16 protein-coding genes are annotated in these 15,984 nt (G+C 71.0%); 7 read left to right on the top strand and 9 right to left on the bottom strand.

Features of this window, described 5'->3' with window-relative positions; genetic code table 11:
• Nucleotides 1–5 precede the first annotated feature (5 nt).
• A complete protein-coding gene (locus CRT23_RS04340) occupies nucleotides 6–314 on the bottom strand; it encodes a cupin domain-containing protein (RefSeq protein ID WP_055955326.1) in 309 nt (102 codons plus the stop codon).
• Nucleotides 315–389: 75 nt separating this feature from the next.
• Nucleotides 390–617 (bottom strand): DUF1674 domain-containing protein, encoded by a 228-nt coding sequence (locus CRT23_RS04335; protein WP_103708780.1) that lies wholly within the window; start codon nucleotides 615–617, stop codon nucleotides 390–392.
• 159 nt (nucleotides 618–776) lie between these two features.
• Here CRT23_RS04335 and CRT23_RS04330 point away from each other — a divergent pair, with 159 nt between their 5' ends.
• The 3 genes from CRT23_RS04330 (at nucleotide 777) to CRT23_RS29565 (ending at nucleotide 3,530) form a co-directional block, all read left to right on the top strand.
• Nucleotides 777–2,147 (top strand): RsmB/NOP family class I SAM-dependent RNA methyltransferase, encoded by a 1,371-nt coding sequence (locus tag CRT23_RS04330; RefSeq protein WP_103708740.1) that lies wholly within the window; start codon nucleotides 777–779, stop codon nucleotides 2,145–2,147.
• Between the two features lie 3 nt (nucleotides 2,148–2,150).
• Complete coding sequence (locus CRT23_RS04325) at nucleotides 2,151–3,311, top strand: hypothetical protein (protein ID WP_103708739.1); 1,161 nt, start codon at nucleotides 2,151–2,153, stop codon at nucleotides 3,309–3,311.
• Between the two features lie 84 nt (nucleotides 3,312–3,395).
• Complete coding sequence (locus CRT23_RS29565; protein WP_280951949.1) at nucleotides 3,396–3,530, top strand: hypothetical protein; 135 nt, start codon at nucleotides 3,396–3,398, stop codon at nucleotides 3,528–3,530.
• A gap of 13 nt (nucleotides 3,531–3,543) precedes the next feature.
• Here CRT23_RS29565 and glp read toward each other — a convergent pair whose 3' ends face one another.
• The 7 genes from glp to CRT23_RS04290 all read right to left on the bottom strand — a co-directional run bounded on the left by glp (nucleotide 3,544) and on the right by CRT23_RS04290 (nucleotide 11,442).
• Nucleotides 3,544–4,794 carry a gephyrin-like molybdotransferase Glp gene (gene glp / locus CRT23_RS04320; RefSeq protein ID WP_103708738.1) on the bottom strand — a complete coding sequence of 417 codons (1,251 nt, stop codon included), beginning with the start codon at nucleotides 4,792–4,794 and terminating at the stop codon, nucleotides 3,544–3,546.
• Nucleotides 4,795–4,799: 5 nt separating this feature from the next.
• Nucleotides 4,800–5,285: a cyclic pyranopterin monophosphate synthase MoaC gene (moaC, locus tag CRT23_RS04315; protein ID WP_055955316.1), complete on the bottom strand. Its 486-nt coding sequence runs from the start codon at nucleotides 5,283–5,285 to the stop codon at nucleotides 4,800–4,802.
• An 8-nt stretch (nucleotides 5,286–5,293) separates the two neighbouring features.
• Complete coding sequence (trpC, locus tag CRT23_RS04310; protein WP_103708737.1) at nucleotides 5,294–6,175, bottom strand: indole-3-glycerol phosphate synthase TrpC; 882 nt, start codon at nucleotides 6,173–6,175, stop codon at nucleotides 5,294–5,296.
• 9 nt (nucleotides 6,176–6,184) lie between these two features.
• The gene (gene trpD / locus CRT23_RS04305; RefSeq protein WP_103708736.1) at nucleotides 6,185–7,210 is read right to left on the bottom strand and encodes an anthranilate phosphoribosyltransferase; all 1,026 of its coding nucleotides are present in this window, start codon (nucleotides 7,208–7,210) and stop codon (nucleotides 6,185–6,187) included.
• Between the two features lie 64 nt (nucleotides 7,211–7,274).
• Nucleotides 7,275–7,889 carry an aminodeoxychorismate/anthranilate synthase component II gene (locus CRT23_RS04300; protein WP_055955309.1) on the bottom strand — a complete coding sequence of 205 codons (615 nt, stop codon included), beginning with the start codon at nucleotides 7,887–7,889 and terminating at the stop codon, nucleotides 7,275–7,277.
• Nucleotides 7,890–8,006: 117 nt separating this feature from the next.
• On the bottom strand, nucleotides 8,007–9,530 hold the full coding sequence (gene trpE, locus CRT23_RS04295; protein ID WP_103708735.1) for an anthranilate synthase component I: 1,524 nt from the start codon (nucleotides 9,528–9,530) through the stop codon (nucleotides 8,007–8,009).
• Nucleotides 9,531–9,537: 7 nt separating this feature from the next.
• Nucleotides 9,538–11,442, bottom strand: coding sequence for a peptidylprolyl isomerase (locus CRT23_RS04290; RefSeq protein ID WP_103708734.1), 1,905 nt, complete (start codon nucleotides 11,440–11,442; stop codon nucleotides 9,538–9,540).
• Between the two features lie 177 nt (nucleotides 11,443–11,619).
• Here CRT23_RS04290 and tpiA point away from each other — a divergent pair, with 177 nt between their 5' ends.
• The 4 genes from tpiA to CRT23_RS04270 all read left to right on the top strand — a co-directional run bounded on the left by tpiA (nucleotide 11,620) and on the right by CRT23_RS04270 (nucleotide 15,786).
• The gene (tpiA, locus tag CRT23_RS04285) at nucleotides 11,620–12,384 is read left to right on the top strand and encodes a triose-phosphate isomerase (protein WP_103708733.1); all 765 of its coding nucleotides are present in this window, start codon (nucleotides 11,620–11,622) and stop codon (nucleotides 12,382–12,384) included.
• A 94-nt stretch (nucleotides 12,385–12,478) separates the two neighbouring features.
• Entirely contained in the window at nucleotides 12,479–13,237 is a 759-nt protein-coding gene (locus CRT23_RS04280; protein WP_103708732.1) for a GNAT family N-acetyltransferase, read from the top strand.
• Nucleotides 13,238–13,488: 251 nt separating this feature from the next.
• A complete protein-coding gene (gene secG, locus CRT23_RS04275; protein ID WP_055955295.1) occupies nucleotides 13,489–13,911 on the top strand; it encodes a preprotein translocase subunit SecG in 423 nt (140 codons plus the stop codon).
• A gap of 246 nt (nucleotides 13,912–14,157) precedes the next feature.
• Entirely contained in the window at nucleotides 14,158–15,786 is a 1,629-nt protein-coding gene (locus CRT23_RS04270; RefSeq protein ID WP_055955292.1) for a CTP synthase, read from the top strand.
• The last annotated feature ends 198 nt before the right edge of the window (nucleotides 15,787–15,984 follow it).

Below are 15,984 nucleotides of genomic sequence, written 5' to 3'. Positions count from 1 at the left end.
AGGGGTCAGCGCGCCGGCGGCGACGTCGCCTCGACGGCCGTGAAGGCCTCGAGGATGCGGTAGGTGTGCTCAGCGCCCTCGGGCACCAGCCAGGAATCACCCGGCTCGAGCACCACCGTCTCGCCCTCGACGATCAGCTCCGCCCGCCCGGCGATCACGTAGCCGACGGTCTCGTAGGGGCGCTTGGCCATGGGCTTGTCGGCGCTCGGCGATTCGTCGCGCCACATCCGCATCGCGACCACCTGCCCCCGGGCCAGGGCGACCTCGCCATGCGCACCCTCGCCCGCATTCTTGCTCGAAACCTTGATCGCCATCGTCGTGCTCCCTCCGGTGTGTCCGTGGCCGGGACAACGGGAGGAGATCGCAGCCGTTCCGGCGACGAAGTGCCCTCAGAAGTCGACGGCGATGCCCTTGATCTCCCAATCGTCGTAGCGCACCGGCTCCAGGCCGCCCCGGCCCTGGCGCTCCCGCTGTGCCGCGATCTCCGCCGCATGGGCATCGATCGCCGCCCGACGCTCCGCCGCCTCCGCCAGCGCCCGCGCCGCCTCCGGGGTCAGGGTCCGGGCCTCGGCCGGGGCCTCATCCGCAGCGTTTTCCGTCGGTTCCGGGCTGGTCATGGCTTGCATCTCGGTGTCTCGGGTGGAAGGGCATCGCAGGGAGGCCCGCCGCGCACGGGCTCATGGCTTGGCGGGTATCGGCTCGGCGGGCACGGGCTCGGCGGGCATTGGCTTGGCGGGCACGGGCTCAGCGGGCTGATGAATTAGGAAGTGGCACTCATGACGACACGCCGCAACACGGATGCGCCGATGGCGCCGCTCGATCGCGGCGTCGCCGGGCTCGGAGCCCGTCAGGTCGCGCACGGCGCGGTGGCCGACCTCATCGGCAAGACCCGCGGCTTCGCCCTCGAGGACGCCCTCGCGCAGGCGAGCCGGAATGCCGGCCTCGACGCCGCCGATGCCGGCCTCGCCCGCGCCATCGCCACCGCCACCTTTCGCCGCCTCGGCTTTCTCCGCCGGGTGCTCGCCGCGCGCCTGTCGCAGGGCCTGCCCGACGACCAGCCGCGTCTCGTGGCGCTCCTGGCCACCGGCGCCGTGCAGATCCTCGACCTGAACGTGCCGGACCACGCCGCCGTCGACCTCGGCGTCCGCCTCGCCAAGGCCGATCCGCAACTCCAGCACCTCTCCGGCCTCGTGAACGCGGTCCTGCGTCGGATCGTGCGCGAACGGTCCGAGATCGTGGCCGATCCCGGCGATCCGCTGGTCGACAACACCCCGGACTGGCTCGCCCGCCGCTGGCGCGCCGCCTACGGCGAGGAGACGGCCCGGGCCATCGCGGCGGCTCACCTGCAGGGTGCGGCCCTCGACATCACGGTGCGGGACTCGGCCGCCGCGTGGGCCGAACGCCTCGGCGGGGTGGCCCTGCCGACGGGCAGCGTGCGCCTGCACGACGTTCATGCCGCCGTCGCGGACCTGCCGGGATACGCCGAGGGCCAGTGGTGGGTGCAGGACGCCGCCGCCGCCCTCCCGGCCCGGCTCCTCGCCGTACAACCCGGAGAGCGCGTCGCCGATCTCTGTGCCGCTCCGGGCGGCAAGACCGCGCAGCTCGCGGCTGCCGGCGCCTCGGTTCTGGCCGTGGACCGGTCCAGCCCGCGCCTGGAGCGCCTGTCGCAGAACTTCGCCCGTCTCGGGCTGGAGGCGGAGATCCGCGTCGGCGATGCCCTGGCGCTGCCCGACGATCTGGCCTTCGATGCCGTCCTGCTCGATGCGCCCTGCTCGGCCACCGGCACGCTGCGCCGCCACCCCGACGTGGCCTGGACCAAGACCGAGAGCGATATCAGCCGCTTGATCGGGCTGCAGAAACGCCTGTTCGACAAGGCCGCCGCCCTGGTGCGCCCCGGTGGACGCCTCGTCTACTGCACCTGTTCCCTCGAGCGGGAGGAGGGGGAGTATCAGGTCGCGACCTTCCTCACCCGCAACCCCGCGTTCGAGCGCGTCCCCGTCGAGGCCGCCGAACTCGGCGGCCTGTCGGAGCCGATCGACGCCGCGGGCGACCTGCGGACGCTGCCTGCCCACCTCGACGGCGCCACGCCGGAGCGACGCGGCGGCCTCGACGGCTTCTTCGCAAGCCGGCTGCGCCGAAAGACCTGAGCGATGCGCGCGGTCCGGCTCGGAGGCGCCCGTCACGGCGCGGCATCGGTCCTGGTCCTGCTCGCAGCGCTCGCCGCGGGCGCGATGCCCGCCCGGGCGCAGGTCGATCCCCGCATCCTGCCGCTGCGGCCGGCCTACGCGCGCAATCCCACCTGTGCGCCGGTCGCGACCAGCATTCCCTTCGCGGAGCACGAGGGAACGCGCGACGTCGGACTGTCGCCGTCCCCGCGCGAGATGCCCCTGAACCAGGGCGAGAGCGCCATCTGCTTCGCCTACGCCACCGCCGACATGATCTCGCATCGGCTGGGGCGCCAGATCGCTCCCCTCGACGTCGCCACGAAATACTATTTCGCCGATCCCGAGCGCCTGACGGCCATCCCGACCCTCCGCGAGCACCTGAAGGCGCATCCGAACTGGCGCGCCGACATCGCCTGGAGCCGCAACGCCGCCGAGATGTCGAGTCTCGGGAATCCGCAGCTGCTGCCCTACTTCGACAAGATCGAGGGGGGCGAGGAGGATACGGCCGCGCTCCTCTACAACATCGACGGCCTGTGCGAGGACCGCGACCTGCCGTCCAACGACGGCTACCGCTACGCCGCGCCGACCCTGCATCGCCTGCGCTATCGCAGCCGCCTGGCGCCCCGGCCGATGAGCTTCCGCAGCCTCGCCGGCACGGTCCCGCACCTGCGGCATCCGCGGACCGACACCTTCAATGCGGGCTGGATCGCCCATGTGGATGCCCGCTGTCGACGGGCCAGCCTGCCGGTGCCTCTGCTGCCGGTGTCCTATCGGGTGGCAGCCAATCAGGCCGAGTTCGTCGAGATGCGGGATTCCGGGACGCCGCCGAGCCCGCGGGCGATCAGCCGGATCCTGGCGATGATCGACTACGCCTTGGACCACCGTCGCGTGCCCACCATCGGCTACAGCTGGTACCTCCTGGAGGACCGCGATCCCAAGGACCCGGACCTGCACGCGGATCACGCCAGTCCGGTGATCGGGCGGCGAAAGGTCGGCGGTCGCTGCCAGTACCGGGTGCAGGACAACACCGGCGAGTACTGCGCCCGCATGCGATCGGGCATGCGCGAGGCCTGCGAGAATGGCCGCGTCTGGGTCGACGAGGAGGCCCTGCGCCGCACCCTCTACAGTGTCACGTACCTGCGCTGACCTGAGCGCCGACGCGGTCTTCGATCGGGGCGGAAACAAACGACAGCCTTGGCCGTTGCCCCGTTAACCATGAGGGAGCCGAACATGTCGTCACGCTGGATGACCCTGCAGGACATCGCCGAGTCCCGCAGCATCAGTCTCGATCAGGCACGCCGCTGGGTCGATGCCGTGCATTGCCCGCGGGTCTTCCGCGCCGAGACCACGCTCTACCTCGTCTGAGACCGTCCGGGTCTCAGAGCAGGCGCCGGTCGAGCCTGAGGATGCGACAGGGGTCGCCGGCCTTGGCGGCCGGTGCATAGGGCGCGCGGATGAGCAGTGCTTCAGCCGAACCCAGGATGAAGAGCATCGAGGAATCCTGGCGGTTCTCGGGATGGACCACCGGGATGCGGTCGGGCCTCGTCTCGATCCGCGACCGGAGATAGTCCTGGCGCAGGTCGTTCTCGGGCAGATCGCTGCCGAGGATGGCCGGTTCGGACAGATCCGCGGACGCGCGCGGATCCCCCAGCAGGGCCCGGATCGCCGGGACCACGAACAGCAGCCCGCAGACCACCGAGGCCACGGGATTGCCCGGCAATCCCAGAACGGCCATCCGGCCGAGGCGACCGTGCATCAACGGTTTGCCGGGCCGGAGCGCGACGCGCCAGAAACCGAGTTCGAGACCGCGGGTCGTCAGGGCCGATTGCACGAGGTCATGGTCGCCGACCGAGGCCCCTCCCAGCGTGATCAGGAGATCCGCATCGGCCGCCACCGCGCGCAGGATCGCGTCGTCGAGGGCCGCGAGCGTGTCGCCGGCGATCCCGAGATCGATGGCGTCCGCCCCGACCTCCCGGACCAGGGCCGCGACGGCGAGCCCGTTCGAAGCGACGATCTGGTCCCAGCGCGCCGGGTCCCCGGGCGCGACCAGCTCGTCCCCCGTGGCCAGGATGGCCACCCGTGGGCGCCGCCGGACCGGGAGTGCGCCGTGGCCCCCGGCGGCCGCGAGGGCGATGCGGCGCGAATCCAGCACGTCACCGGCGGCGAGCAGGCGATCGTCCCTCCGGAAATCGAGGCCGCTCGGGCGGATGAAGCGACCCGCCGGTACGGGGTCCCGTCCGGTCACGCGGTCGGATGTCGCCTCGGCGTTCTCCTGGATCAGGATCGCGTCGGCCCCCTCCGGCACCGGCGCACCGGTGAAGATCCGCACGGCCTCGCCCCGTCCCACCACGCCGGCGAACCCGTGGCCGGCGGCGCTGCTGCCGATGAGCCGCAGGGTCGCGGGTGCTTCGGCGAGGTCGGCACTGTGGACCGCGTAACCGTCCATGGCCGAGGCCGGGAATGGCGGTTGCGTCCGGGTCGCCCGCACATCCGCCGCGAGCGTACGCCCGGCGGCCTGCCCGATCGGGACGGTCTCCGTCTCGACCGGTCCCGGAATGGATTGCAGGATGCGCGCCAGCGCCTCGGCGACCGGGATCATGCCCCCGGACCGCACTTTCTTCGAAGACATGCCGCTCAAGCGTGATCCTCGGCGCGATAGGCGCCGGAGCGGCCCCCATCCTTGGCGAGCAGCCGGATCCCCTCGATGCGCATGCCGCGATCGGCCGCCTTCACCATGTCGTAGATGGTCAGGCAGGCCACCGAGACCGCGGTCAGCGCCTCCATCTCGACGCCGGTCGGGCCCAGCACCTTCACCTCCGCGGTGACCCGAAGGCCCGGAAGGCTGTCATCGGGCTCGCAATCGACGCGGACCTTCGCGAGCAGGAGGGGATGGCAGAGGGGAATGAGCTCGTGGGTGCGCTTCGAGGCCATGATCCCGGCGAGACGGGCCGTGCCGATGACGTCGCCCTTCTTAGCGTCGCCCTCCCGGATCAGCCGCAAGGTCTCGGGCAGCATGACCACCGAACCGGTGGCCCGCGCCGTGCGCGTGGTCGCGTCCTTCTCCGAGACATCGACCATGTTGGCCGCGCCGGAGGCATCCAGGTGAGTGAGTTCGGCCATCGCTGCGGTCAGGCTTTCGCGTCGCCGAAGAGCAGGCGGCGGGTTGCGGCGGTGACGTCGGCCTCGCGCATCAGGCTCTCGCCGACCAGGATGGTATCGAGACCGTTCTCGGCCAGCCGGACCACGTCGGCATGCCCGGCGATGCCGCTCTCGGCCACGGCGATGCGGTCGGCCGGGACGCCCTCGGCGAGGCGGATCGCCGTCTCGAACGAGACCTCGAAGGTCTTGAGGTTGCGGTTGTTGATGCCCACCAGCCGCGTACCGAGGGGCAGGGCCCGGGCCAACTCCTCGGCGTCGTGGACCTCGACCAGCACGTCCATGCCGAGGTCGTGGGCCGTCTCCACCAGGGCGGCGGCCTCCTCGTCGTCCAGGCAGGCCATGATCACGAGGATGCAATCGGCGCCCCAGGCCCGCGCCTCGAACACCTGGTAGGGCTCGAACAGGAAGTCCTTGCGCAGGACCGGCAGGGCGCAGGCCACGCGCGCTTCGGTGAGGTACTCGGGCTTGCCCTGGAACGAGGGCGTGTCCGTGAGGACCGAGAGGCAGGTGGCGCCCCCAGCCTCGTAGGCCGCGGCCAGGATCGCAGGATCGAAGTCGGCGCGGATCAGGCCCTTCGAGGGCGAGGCCTTCTTCACCTCGGCGATCAGCGCGGGACGCTTCTGCGCGATGTGCGCCGCGATGGCATCGGCAAAGCCGCGCGGTGCCGTGACGTCGGCGATGCGCTTCTCGAGCTTCGTCTGCGGCACCCGCAGCTTCGCCTCGGCGATTTCGCGCCGCTTGTAGGTTTCGATGCGGGCGAGCACGTCCTTGCGCTCCGCCGGAGCGATCTCGGGAACGGAGCCCGGTTTCGACTTGGATTCGGACTTGGACTCGGACGTGGGCTCGGACATGACGGGCTTTCAGGCGTTCGAGCGAAGGTTCGAGAAACGGACCAGCGTCTGTAGTGTGGCGCGCGCAGCGCCGCTGTCGAGGGCCTGCGCCGCCCGGGCGACGCCGTCGGCGAGCGCGTGTGCCGCCTCGGCCACGACGAGGGCGGCCCCGGCATTCAGCACGGCGATGTCGCGATACGCGTTCCGCGCCCCGTCCAGGACGTCGGCCAGCGCCGCGGCGTTGTGCGCCGGATCGCCGCCGCGCAGGGCGTCCAGGCTGTGCAGGGGCAACCCGACATCGCGCGGATCGATGGTGAATTGCGAGACCCGGCCCCCCTCCAGGGCCACCACGGCGGTGGGGCCGGTGACGGTGATCTCGTCGAGGCCGTCGCTGCCGTGAACGGTCCAGACCCGCTCACTGCCGAGCTCGGACAGCACGCCCGTCAGCGGCTCGGCCCAGGCGGGCGACGAGACGCCGAAGAGCTGGCGCCGGACGCCGGCCGGATTGGCCAGGGGGCCGAGCATGTTGAAGATCGTGCGCGTCGGGAGCTCGGCCCGCACGGGCGCCACGTGGCGCATGGCGGCGTGGTGCGTCTGCGCGAACATGAAGCACAGGCCCGCCTCGGCCAGGCAGAGGCTCAGCTCGTCCGGGGCGAGCCCGATGCGCACGCCGAGGGCCGCGAGCACGTCGGCCGCCCCGGAGCGCGAGGTGGCGGCGCGATTGCCGTGCTTGGCCACGGGGACGCCGCAGGCGGCCGTGACGATCGCCGCCAGGGTCGAGACGTTGTAGCTGCCGGAATGATCGCCACCGGTGCCCACGACGTCGACGGCCCCGGGAACGCTGCGCACCGGCAGCATCCGGGCGCGCATGGCCTCCACCGCCCCGACGATCTCGTCCGGCGCCTCGCCGCGGACCTTCAGGGCCATCAGGAAGGCACTGGCCTGGACCGGGGTCACCTCCCCCGACAGGAGGTCGTCGAAGGCCCGGCGGGCCTCGTCGCGCGTGAGACTCGCACCCGTAGCGACCTTCGCGAGGAGGGGTTTGAAGGATTCCATGAATCTCGGGCGTGAAGATCCGGCGCGGGAGGCCGGGATTGTTCCTGACGAGCGACAGGCTTCGTCAATGCACGCCGTCGCGGCCCTTGTCACGCGTTGCGTTCCAGGCCGCCGCGATGTCGAGGAAATTGCGCAGGATCTGCGAACCGTGGTGCGAGAGGATGCTCTCGGGATGGAACTGGACCCCGTGCACGGGCAGATGCGCGTGCTGCAGCCCCATGATCAGGCCGTCTGCCTCCGCCGTCACGGTCAGGTCGGTCGGACAGCCGCCGCGCTCCACCACCAGGGAATGATAGCGCGTCGCATCGAAGGGCCCGTTCAGACCGCGGAAGATGCCGGAGGCCCGGTGCTGGATGCTGGAGACCTTGCCGTGCATCGGTGCCGGGGCCCGCACGACGTCTCCGCCGAAAGCCTGCCCGATGGCCTGGAGCCCGAGACAGACGCCGAAGATGGGGATCTCGGCCGAGAGGTCCTTGACCACGTCGAGGCAGATGCCGGCCTCGTTCGGCGAGCAGGGTCCGGGCGACAGCACCACGGCGTCGGGCCGACGGGCGCGGATCTCCGCGGTGGTGATGGCGTCGTTGCGCACCACGTCGATCGAACCGCAGAGGGGGCCGATCAGGTGGACGAGATTCCAGGTGAAGGAATCGTAGTTGTCGATGACGAGGACGTCGGACATGGGCGGCTCACGCGCAGGCATGGAAGCGGTTTGACCGGACTCCCGCGAGGGGTCAACACATCCGGGGTCGACGCATCCATGTCGACGGATCGGGGTCGCCCCCGCCCGCACCGGGCGCTACTGCCCCCGCCGGGCCCGGCTCGCGAACAGCACCGCATCCTCGGCCGCCCGGAACAGGGCCTTGGCCTTGTTGACGCATTCCTGCTGCTCGGAGGCCGGGTCGGAATCGTAGACGATGCCCGCGCCGGCCTGCACGTGCATGCGGCCGTCCTTCACCAGGGCCGTGCGGAGCACGATGCAGGTGTCCATCTCGCCGCGCGCGCCGAAATAGCCGATACAGCCGCCGTAGGGGCCGCGCTTCTCGTGCTCGAGTTCGTCGATGATCTCCATGGCCCGCACCTTCGGGGCACCGGAGACGGTTCCGGCCGGGAAGCCGGCGGCGAGGGCCGCGAGCGCATCGTGCTTCGGGTCGAGGTCGCCCTCGACGTTCGAGACGATGTGCATGACCTGGCTGTAGAATTCGAGGAAGAACGAACCCGTGACCGTGACGCTGCCGATCCGCGCGACGCGGCCGACATCGTTGCGGCCGAGGTCGAGCAGCATGAGGTGCTCGGAGCGCTCCTTCGGATCGGCCAGCAGTTCCTCGGCCAGCGCCTTGTCCTCGGCGGGCGTGGCGCCGCGCCGACGCGTGCCGGCGATCGGCCGGATCGTGACGCGATCGTCACGGACCCGAACCAGGATTTCCGGCGAGGAGCAGACGAGCTGAAACGCTTCGAAATCGAGGTAGCACAGGAACGGCGCCGGGTTGGTCCGGCGCAGCGACCGGTAGAGGGCGAGGGCCGGCAGGGTGAAGGGCGCCTCGAAGCGCTGCGACAGCACGACCTGGAAGACGTCCCCGGCGACGATGTACTCCTTGGCCCGGGCGACCATTCCCAGGTATTCATCCGGTGTCGTGTTCGAGACGGGCTCGGGATGCGCGATGGCGCGCGGGTCGATCCGCGCCTCGACGGGGAGGGGCCCTTCGAGGATCTCGGCCACCCGCTCCAGCCGAGCCAGGGTCGCCTCGTAGGCGGCGCGTGCGCCGACCCCGGCGGCCGGGCGGACCGGGCCGACCACGGTGATCAGGTCGCGCACCGAGTCGAAGACCACCATCAGGCGCGGTCGCACGAGGATCGCGTCCGGCACGCCGAGCGGATCGGGGTTCGGGCGACCGAGGGTTTCCATGGCCCGGACCATGTCGTAGCCGAGGTAGCCGAACAGGCCGGCCGCCATCGGCGGCAGCACCTCCGCGTCGCGCTCCGCGCCGATCGCGCTCTCGGCGATCAGGTCCCGCAGGCTCGCCAGGGGCGCCGCTGCCTCGTGCGCGAAGACCGACAGGTCGGGACCGCGCGCGATCTCCGCCCGGCCGTCGCGGCAGCGCCAGGCCAGGTCGGGGTCGAGCCCGATCATCGAGTAGCGTCCGCGGACGACGCCGCCCTCGACCGATTCGAGCAGGAAGGCCGTGCCGGAATGCTGCGCCCGCAGCTTCAGGAAGGCGGCGACGGGCGTTTCCAAGTCCGCCACCAGGGTGATGTTGAGGAGGGTGGGACGACCCGCCTCGTAGGCTTCGACGAAGGCCGTGAAGGCGGAGTCCTCGGACATCGTCGGCTCAGTACTCGCCGCCGCCGATCGCCCGGCGGAAGGCCGCCTGGTTGATGGTCACGCCCACCGAGGTCTGCACGTCGCCGATGTACTGGCCCAGAACATCGTCGGCGATGGTGGGCTGGAAGCGCTTGGTGATCGCCTCGTCCTCCGGCGAGCCGGGAACGAAGGCGGGCATCGTCGCAGCGGTGACCTTGAACAGGGCGCGACTCTCGCCGGCCTCGGCGGAGGCCGACTTCTCGACCGCCGTCGCGAAGACGCGGTTGACCACCTCGGCCGTCAGATCGCCCTGGGCCTGGTTGCGGGCCAGGTCGGAGAGGGTCTGGACGTTCAGGCCCGCTTCCGCCGCGAGGGCCTCGACGGTCTCGCCCTTGTCGAGGCGCGCCGACAGTTCCTTGGCCCTGGCGAGGAGGCGGCTCTGGACCTCGGCGGCGCGCCAGCGGGCGACGACCTCGTCGCGCACCTCGTCGAGGGGCTTGTCATGGGCCCGGTCGATGCCGGTCACGTCGTACCAGACATATCCTCCGGTCTTGGTGCGCAGGGGCTCGTTGTCACCGCCCATCTCGGCCCGGAACAGGGCGGTCAGGGTGGTGTCGCGATCCGGGATGCCCTCGACGGTCTTGCCCGCGGGATCGAGGCCCTGCGCGGTGACGGCCGGGATGGTCGTCAGCGGCAGGTCGCGCTCCTTGGCGATGTCGGCCAGGGGCTTCGAGTTGGCGCGCTGGTCCTCGATCGCGTCGTGCGTCGTGTCGAGACCGCTGTTGGCGCGCTCCAGGGCGATGGTCTTAGCGATGTCCGCGGAGACGTCGGCCAGCGGCTTCACCGTCTCCGGCGCGATGGCGGTGACACGCAGGAGAACGGTGCCGAAGCGGCCCTTCACCGGTGCGCTCACCGTGTTCAGCGGCAGGCTGAAGGCCGCATCCGCCACGGCGGGATCGAACAGCTCCGCTTTCGAGAGCGTCCCGAGCGAGAGGTTCTTCGCATCGGCGCCGGTCTCGGCGGCGGCCGTCTCGAACGGTTTCTCACCGGCCTCGATCGCCTTGCGGGCCGCCTCGGCGGCGGCCTGATCCGGAAAGACGATCTGCTGGATCGTGCGACGCTCCGGCGTGCCGTAGCGCGCCTTCTCGGACTCGTAGCGCTGGGCGATCTCCTCGGCGGTCACGGCCTCCGGCTTGGCCATCGCCTGCGGGTCGAGGACCAGCAGGGTGACGGCGCGGGCTTCCGGCGCGCGGAAGGCGAACTTGTTGTCCTCGTAATACGCCTTCACCGCCTCCTCGGAGGGGGCCGGGATGTCCCCCGCCACGGAGGGCGGCAGCATCATCAGGGCGACCGAACGGCGCTCGGTGGTGTAGCGGTGCACCGCCTCACGCAGCGCCTCGGGGACATGCAGGTCGGCGGCGACCGCCTCGGCGAGCTGCAGGCGGGCGGCGACCGAGCGCTGCTCGCGCACGAAGGTCGCCTCGTTGATGCCGGCCCGCTGGAGCGTCTGGTAGAACAGGGTGGGATCGAACTTGCCGTCGGCGCCCTGGAAGCTCTTCTCCTCCTGGATCGCGCGCAGCACGGCCGCATCGGGGATGCTCAGGCCGAGGGCCGCGGTCTGCTGGTCGAGGGAGGCTTCGCTCACGAGCTGCGCCAGGACCTGACGGTCGATGCCGAGCGCCCGCGCCTGGTCGGGCGTCAGGGTGCGGCGGGTCTGGCTCTGGTAGCGCTGGAGCTGGTTCTGATAGGCGCTGCGCACGGTCTCGGCGGAGATCTGCGCCCGGCCCACGGTGGCCACGCTGGTGGAGGAACCCGCCCGGAAGAACTCCTCGACACCGAAGATCGCCACGCCGGCGATCAGGAAGGTGAAGACCACCGTGAGGATGATCTTGCCGAGCCAGTGCTGGCTGGCCTTGCGCATGTTCTGCAGCATCGAACGTCCGGGTACCCGTCGCGTGGGCGCCGGAAGCGCCCCGTCATTCCTGGGAAGGTCGCCCGCGATAGACCATCCGCGCTGTCACCGCAAAGGGCGTTCGCGGTTTGCGCCCTTCCTGAGGCTCTGTTAGGGCCGGCGCAACCGCGAAGCGAAGCCATATCAGCGAGGAACGGGATGACGAAGTCGGGGCGACGGCCGCTGGTTGCCGGCAACTGGAAGATGAACGGCCTGCGCAGCTCGGTCGCCGTCGTGGAGGCCGTGCGGAGCGGCCTGACCGCGGCGTTGCTCGACACGGTCGACGTCCTCATCTGCCCGCCCTCCACGCTGATCGCGTCCTGCGTCGCCGCCGCCTACGGCTCGCCGATCGCCATCGGCGGCCAGAACCTGCACGCCAAGCCGAACGGCGCCTTCACCGGCAGCATCTCGGCGGAGATGCTGGCCGATCTCGGCGCCGCCTACGTCATCGTCGGCCATTCCGAGCGCCGGGCCTACCACCACGAGACCGATGACGGCGTCCACGCCAAGGCGCTGGCGGCCCGCCGTGCGGGTCTCTGCGGCATCATCTGCGTCGGCGAGACCAAGGAAGAGCGCGAGGAGGGCCGGACCCTCGACATCGTGCGCGCGCAGCTCGCGATCGGCGTGCCGAAGGGCGCCTCCGCCAAGGACACCGTCATCGCCTACGAGCCGGTCTGGGCGATCGGCACCGGCCTGACGCCGACCCCGGCCGACATCGCCGAGGTTCACGCCTCGCTGCGCGAGATGCTCGGCCAGCTCATCGGCGCCGAGGCACAGGCGGTGCGCATCCTCTATGGCGGCTCCGTCAAGCCGAGCAACGCCCGCGAGCTGATGGCGGTGGAGAACGTCGACGGCGCCCTGGTGGGCGGTGCCAGCCTGGTGGCCGACGACTTCCTCGGCATCGCCCGCGCCTACCTGCGCTAGGGATCGGGCCCGGACAATCCACTGCGGCGGACGTCCGCAGCCGGACCGTGACAGTCTGGCTTCGGCGGGAGTGGCCCATGAGGCGTCGGCGGACATGATCTGGCAGTCGGACGAGGATCGCGCCTGGGCCGTCGAGGAGGCCTGCCGCAACGCTCGACCCTCGCCGCTGGAGATCGGCCTCGGGGGCTGGATCCTGCGGGCCTCGGGCGGTCCGACGCGGCGGACGAACTCGCTCAATCCCCTGCGCGGCTGGCGCGACGATCCCGCCCGCATCATCGCGGAGGCCGAGAGCCTCTACAGGAGCCTCGGCCGGCCGCTGATCGTCCGGGTGCCGGATCTCGTGCCCGAGATGGGCGCCGTGCTCGACGGTCTCGGATATCGCTCCGAAGGAGAGGCCTGCACGCTGTTCGCGGCGCTTCCGCCGGAAGACCGCGCGGTGCCGGACGACGTCATCCTGACCGATGCCCCCGACGCGGCATGGCTGGAGGCCCATGCCGCCTGCGAGGGCGTGATGTCCGAGGCCGCTCTGCGAGCGTATCGCGACTCGCTCGCGTGCCTGATCCTGCCCAGGATGTTCGCGCGTCGGATCGAAGCGGATCGGACGGTCGCCGTGGCCTACGGCGTCCTGCATCGCGGGATCCTGGTGTTCGAATCCGTCGCGACGCACCCGGCCCATCGTCGGGCGGGGCATGCGCGCAGCCTGATCGCGACGCTGATGGCCTGGGCGCGGCGCGAGGGAGCGACCGGCGCCTGCCTTCAGGTGATCGCCGGGAATGCGCCGGCGCGGGCGCTCTATGGCGGGCTCGGGTTCTCCCGCAACCTCTACGACTACCGCTACCGCCGCCGCGACTAGGCGCTGCGCGCGCGAGACCCTTCGGCGCGAGACCCTTCGGCGCGAGACCCTTCGGCGCGAGACCCATCGGCGTCGGACACGCCGCCGCGCCGGATCTGCGCCGAAGCCTCGGTCCGGTTGGCGCGCGCGGCCATCTGGTGTATGGCCCCGCGGATATGTCGGCGGCGCCAGGACTCTCCGGCCCGTAATGCACCCGTGGCCGGTTCCCTCCCCGGAACCAGCGCGCGGATGACGAAGCTTCCGGAAACCCGATGCAGACCGTTCTGATCTCGATCCATCTCATCGTCGTCCTCGGCCTCATCGCCGTGGTCCTGCTCCAGCGCTCCGAGGGCGGTCTCGGTCTCGGCGGGGGTGGCAGCGGCGGTGTCGCGGGTTTCATGACGGGGCGGGGCCAGGCCAACGCGCTGACCCGCGCGACCGCCATCCTCGCCGCCCTGTTCTTCACCACCAGCATGGCCCTCGCGATCCTGTCGCACCGCAGTGCGGCCCCGCGCTCGATCCTCGAAGGAACCGGGACCAGCCAGCCCGCGACGCCGCCGAACGCCGGCAACCTGCTCGACACCCTGCGGGGGCAGAGCGGCGCCCAGCCTAGCACCCAGCCCGGCACCCCCGCGCAGGTGCCCGAGACGGCACCGGCCCAGCCGGCCGTGCCGCAGGCGCCGCAGTCGCGCTGATCGGGCGGTTCAGGGCGCCACGAACGTCGCCTTTGACCCCGTCTTAACCGCGGCGTGTTCGCTGGGGCCGGTCGCTCGCTGCGAACGCCCGGGTGATCGAAATACGCGGCGTCCGAGGGTTCGGACGCCGATCATCGTTGCAAGGCCGATCGAACGACGTCCTCGCCCCGCATGCGCAGACCTCGCGGGGGATAGGCGTTTTTGTTGTTTGGCGAATCGTCTTCCCTTGTTTATGGACCGAGGCCCATGACGCGGTACGTATTCATCACCGGCGGCGTGGTTTCCTCGCTCGGCAAGGGTCTCGCATCGGCCGCCCTCGCGGCCCTGCTCCAGGCACGGGGCTACAAGGTCCGCCTGCGCAAGCTCGACCCCTACCTGAACGTCGACCCGGGGACGATGAGCCCGACCCAGCACGGCGAGGTCTTCGTCACCGACGACGGTGCGGAGACGGACCTCGACCTCGGGCATTACGAGCGCTTCACCGGCCTGCCCGCGACCCGGGCGGACAACATCACCACCGGGCGGATCTACCTCGACATCATCACCAAGGAACGGCGCGGCGATTACCTCGGCGCGACGATCCAGGTGATCCCGCACGTCACCAACGCGATCAAGGACTTCGTCCTCGAAGGCAACGAGGCCTTCGACTTCGTGCTGGTCGAGATCGGCGGCACGGTCGGCGACATCGAGGGCCTGCCGTTCTTCGAGGCGATCCGGCAGCTCGGGCAGGAACTGCCCCGCGGCGCCACCGCCTTCGTGCACCTGACCCTGCTGCCCTACATCCCGTCCGCCGGGGAGCTGAAGACCAAGCCGACGCAGCACTCGGTGAAGGAGCTGCGCTCCATCGGCATCCAGCCCGACATGCTGCTCTGCCGCTGCGACCGGCCGATCCCGACGGACGAGCGCCGCAAGCTCGGCCTGTTCTGCAACGTCCGCGAGACCGCCGTGATCGAGGCGCGCGACGTCGCCTCGATCTACGACGTGCCGCTCTCCTATCGCGAGGCCGGCCTCGACCGGGAGGTGCTGGCGCATTTCGGCCTGCCGTCGCAGGACGAGCCGGACCTGACGCGCTGGCGCACCATCTCCGAGCGGGTGAAGAACCCCGAGGGCGAGGTCTCCATCGCCATCGTCGGCAAGTACACGGGCCTCAAGGACGCCTACAAGTCGCTGACCGAGGCGCTGACCCACGGCGGCATCGCGCATCGGGTCAAGGTGAACCTGGAGTGGATCGAGGCCGAGGTCTTCGAGCGCGAGGATCCCGCGCCGTTCCTCGAGGGCATCCACGGCATCCTCGTCCCCGGCGGCTTCGGCCAGCGGGGCGCCGAGGGAAAGATCCGCGCGGCGCGCTACGCCCGCGAGCGCAAGATCCCCTATTTCGGCATCTGCTTCGGCATGCAGATGGCCGTGATCGAGGCGGCCCGGGCCCTCGCCGGCGTCTCGGACGCCAACTCGACCGAGTTCGGCGAGACCAGCGAGCCGGTGGTCGGTCTCCTGACCGAGTGGCTGAAGGGCAATGAGCTGGAGCGCCGCGCCGCGGCCGGCGACCTCGGCGGGACCATGCGTCTCGGCGCCTACCAGGCCAGCCTGCGCCCGGATTCGAAGATCGCCGAGATCTACGGCACGACCGAAATCTCGGAGCGCCATCGCCACCGCTACGAGGTCAACATGGCCTATCGCGAGTGCCTGGAGGCCAAGGGCTTGCGCTTCTCGGGCCTCTCGCCGGACGGGCTCCTGCCGGAGACCGTGGAGCATGTCGGGCATCCCTGGTTCATCGGCGTGCAGTTCCACCCGGAGCTGAAGTCCCGCCCCTTCGAGCCGCATCCGCTCTTCGAGAGCTTCGTCGGCGCCGCGATGGTCCAGAGCCGCCTGGTCTAGCCCCGGCAGGGACGGTCGCCCGCCGACCGTCCCTGCCGGAGCGCGGCCCGATACGCCGGCACCGCTCCAGGGCAAGAACCGACGACGGTCCGACGGAGCGCGGTTCCGGCCGGGCGCGGACGGACGCCTCCCGGACCGCGCCCCGGACGACCCGGCGACGCTTCTGCCGGGGGGAACGTCACCCCCGTTGCTCCATTG

This window comes from Methylobacterium sp. V23 (assembly GCF_002917135.1).
GTDB lineage: Bacteria > Pseudomonadota > Alphaproteobacteria > Rhizobiales > Beijerinckiaceae > Methylobacterium.
The sequence above is the reverse complement of the archived record's forward strand: the minus strand, read 5'-3'. Positions and strand labels throughout refer to the sequence as shown.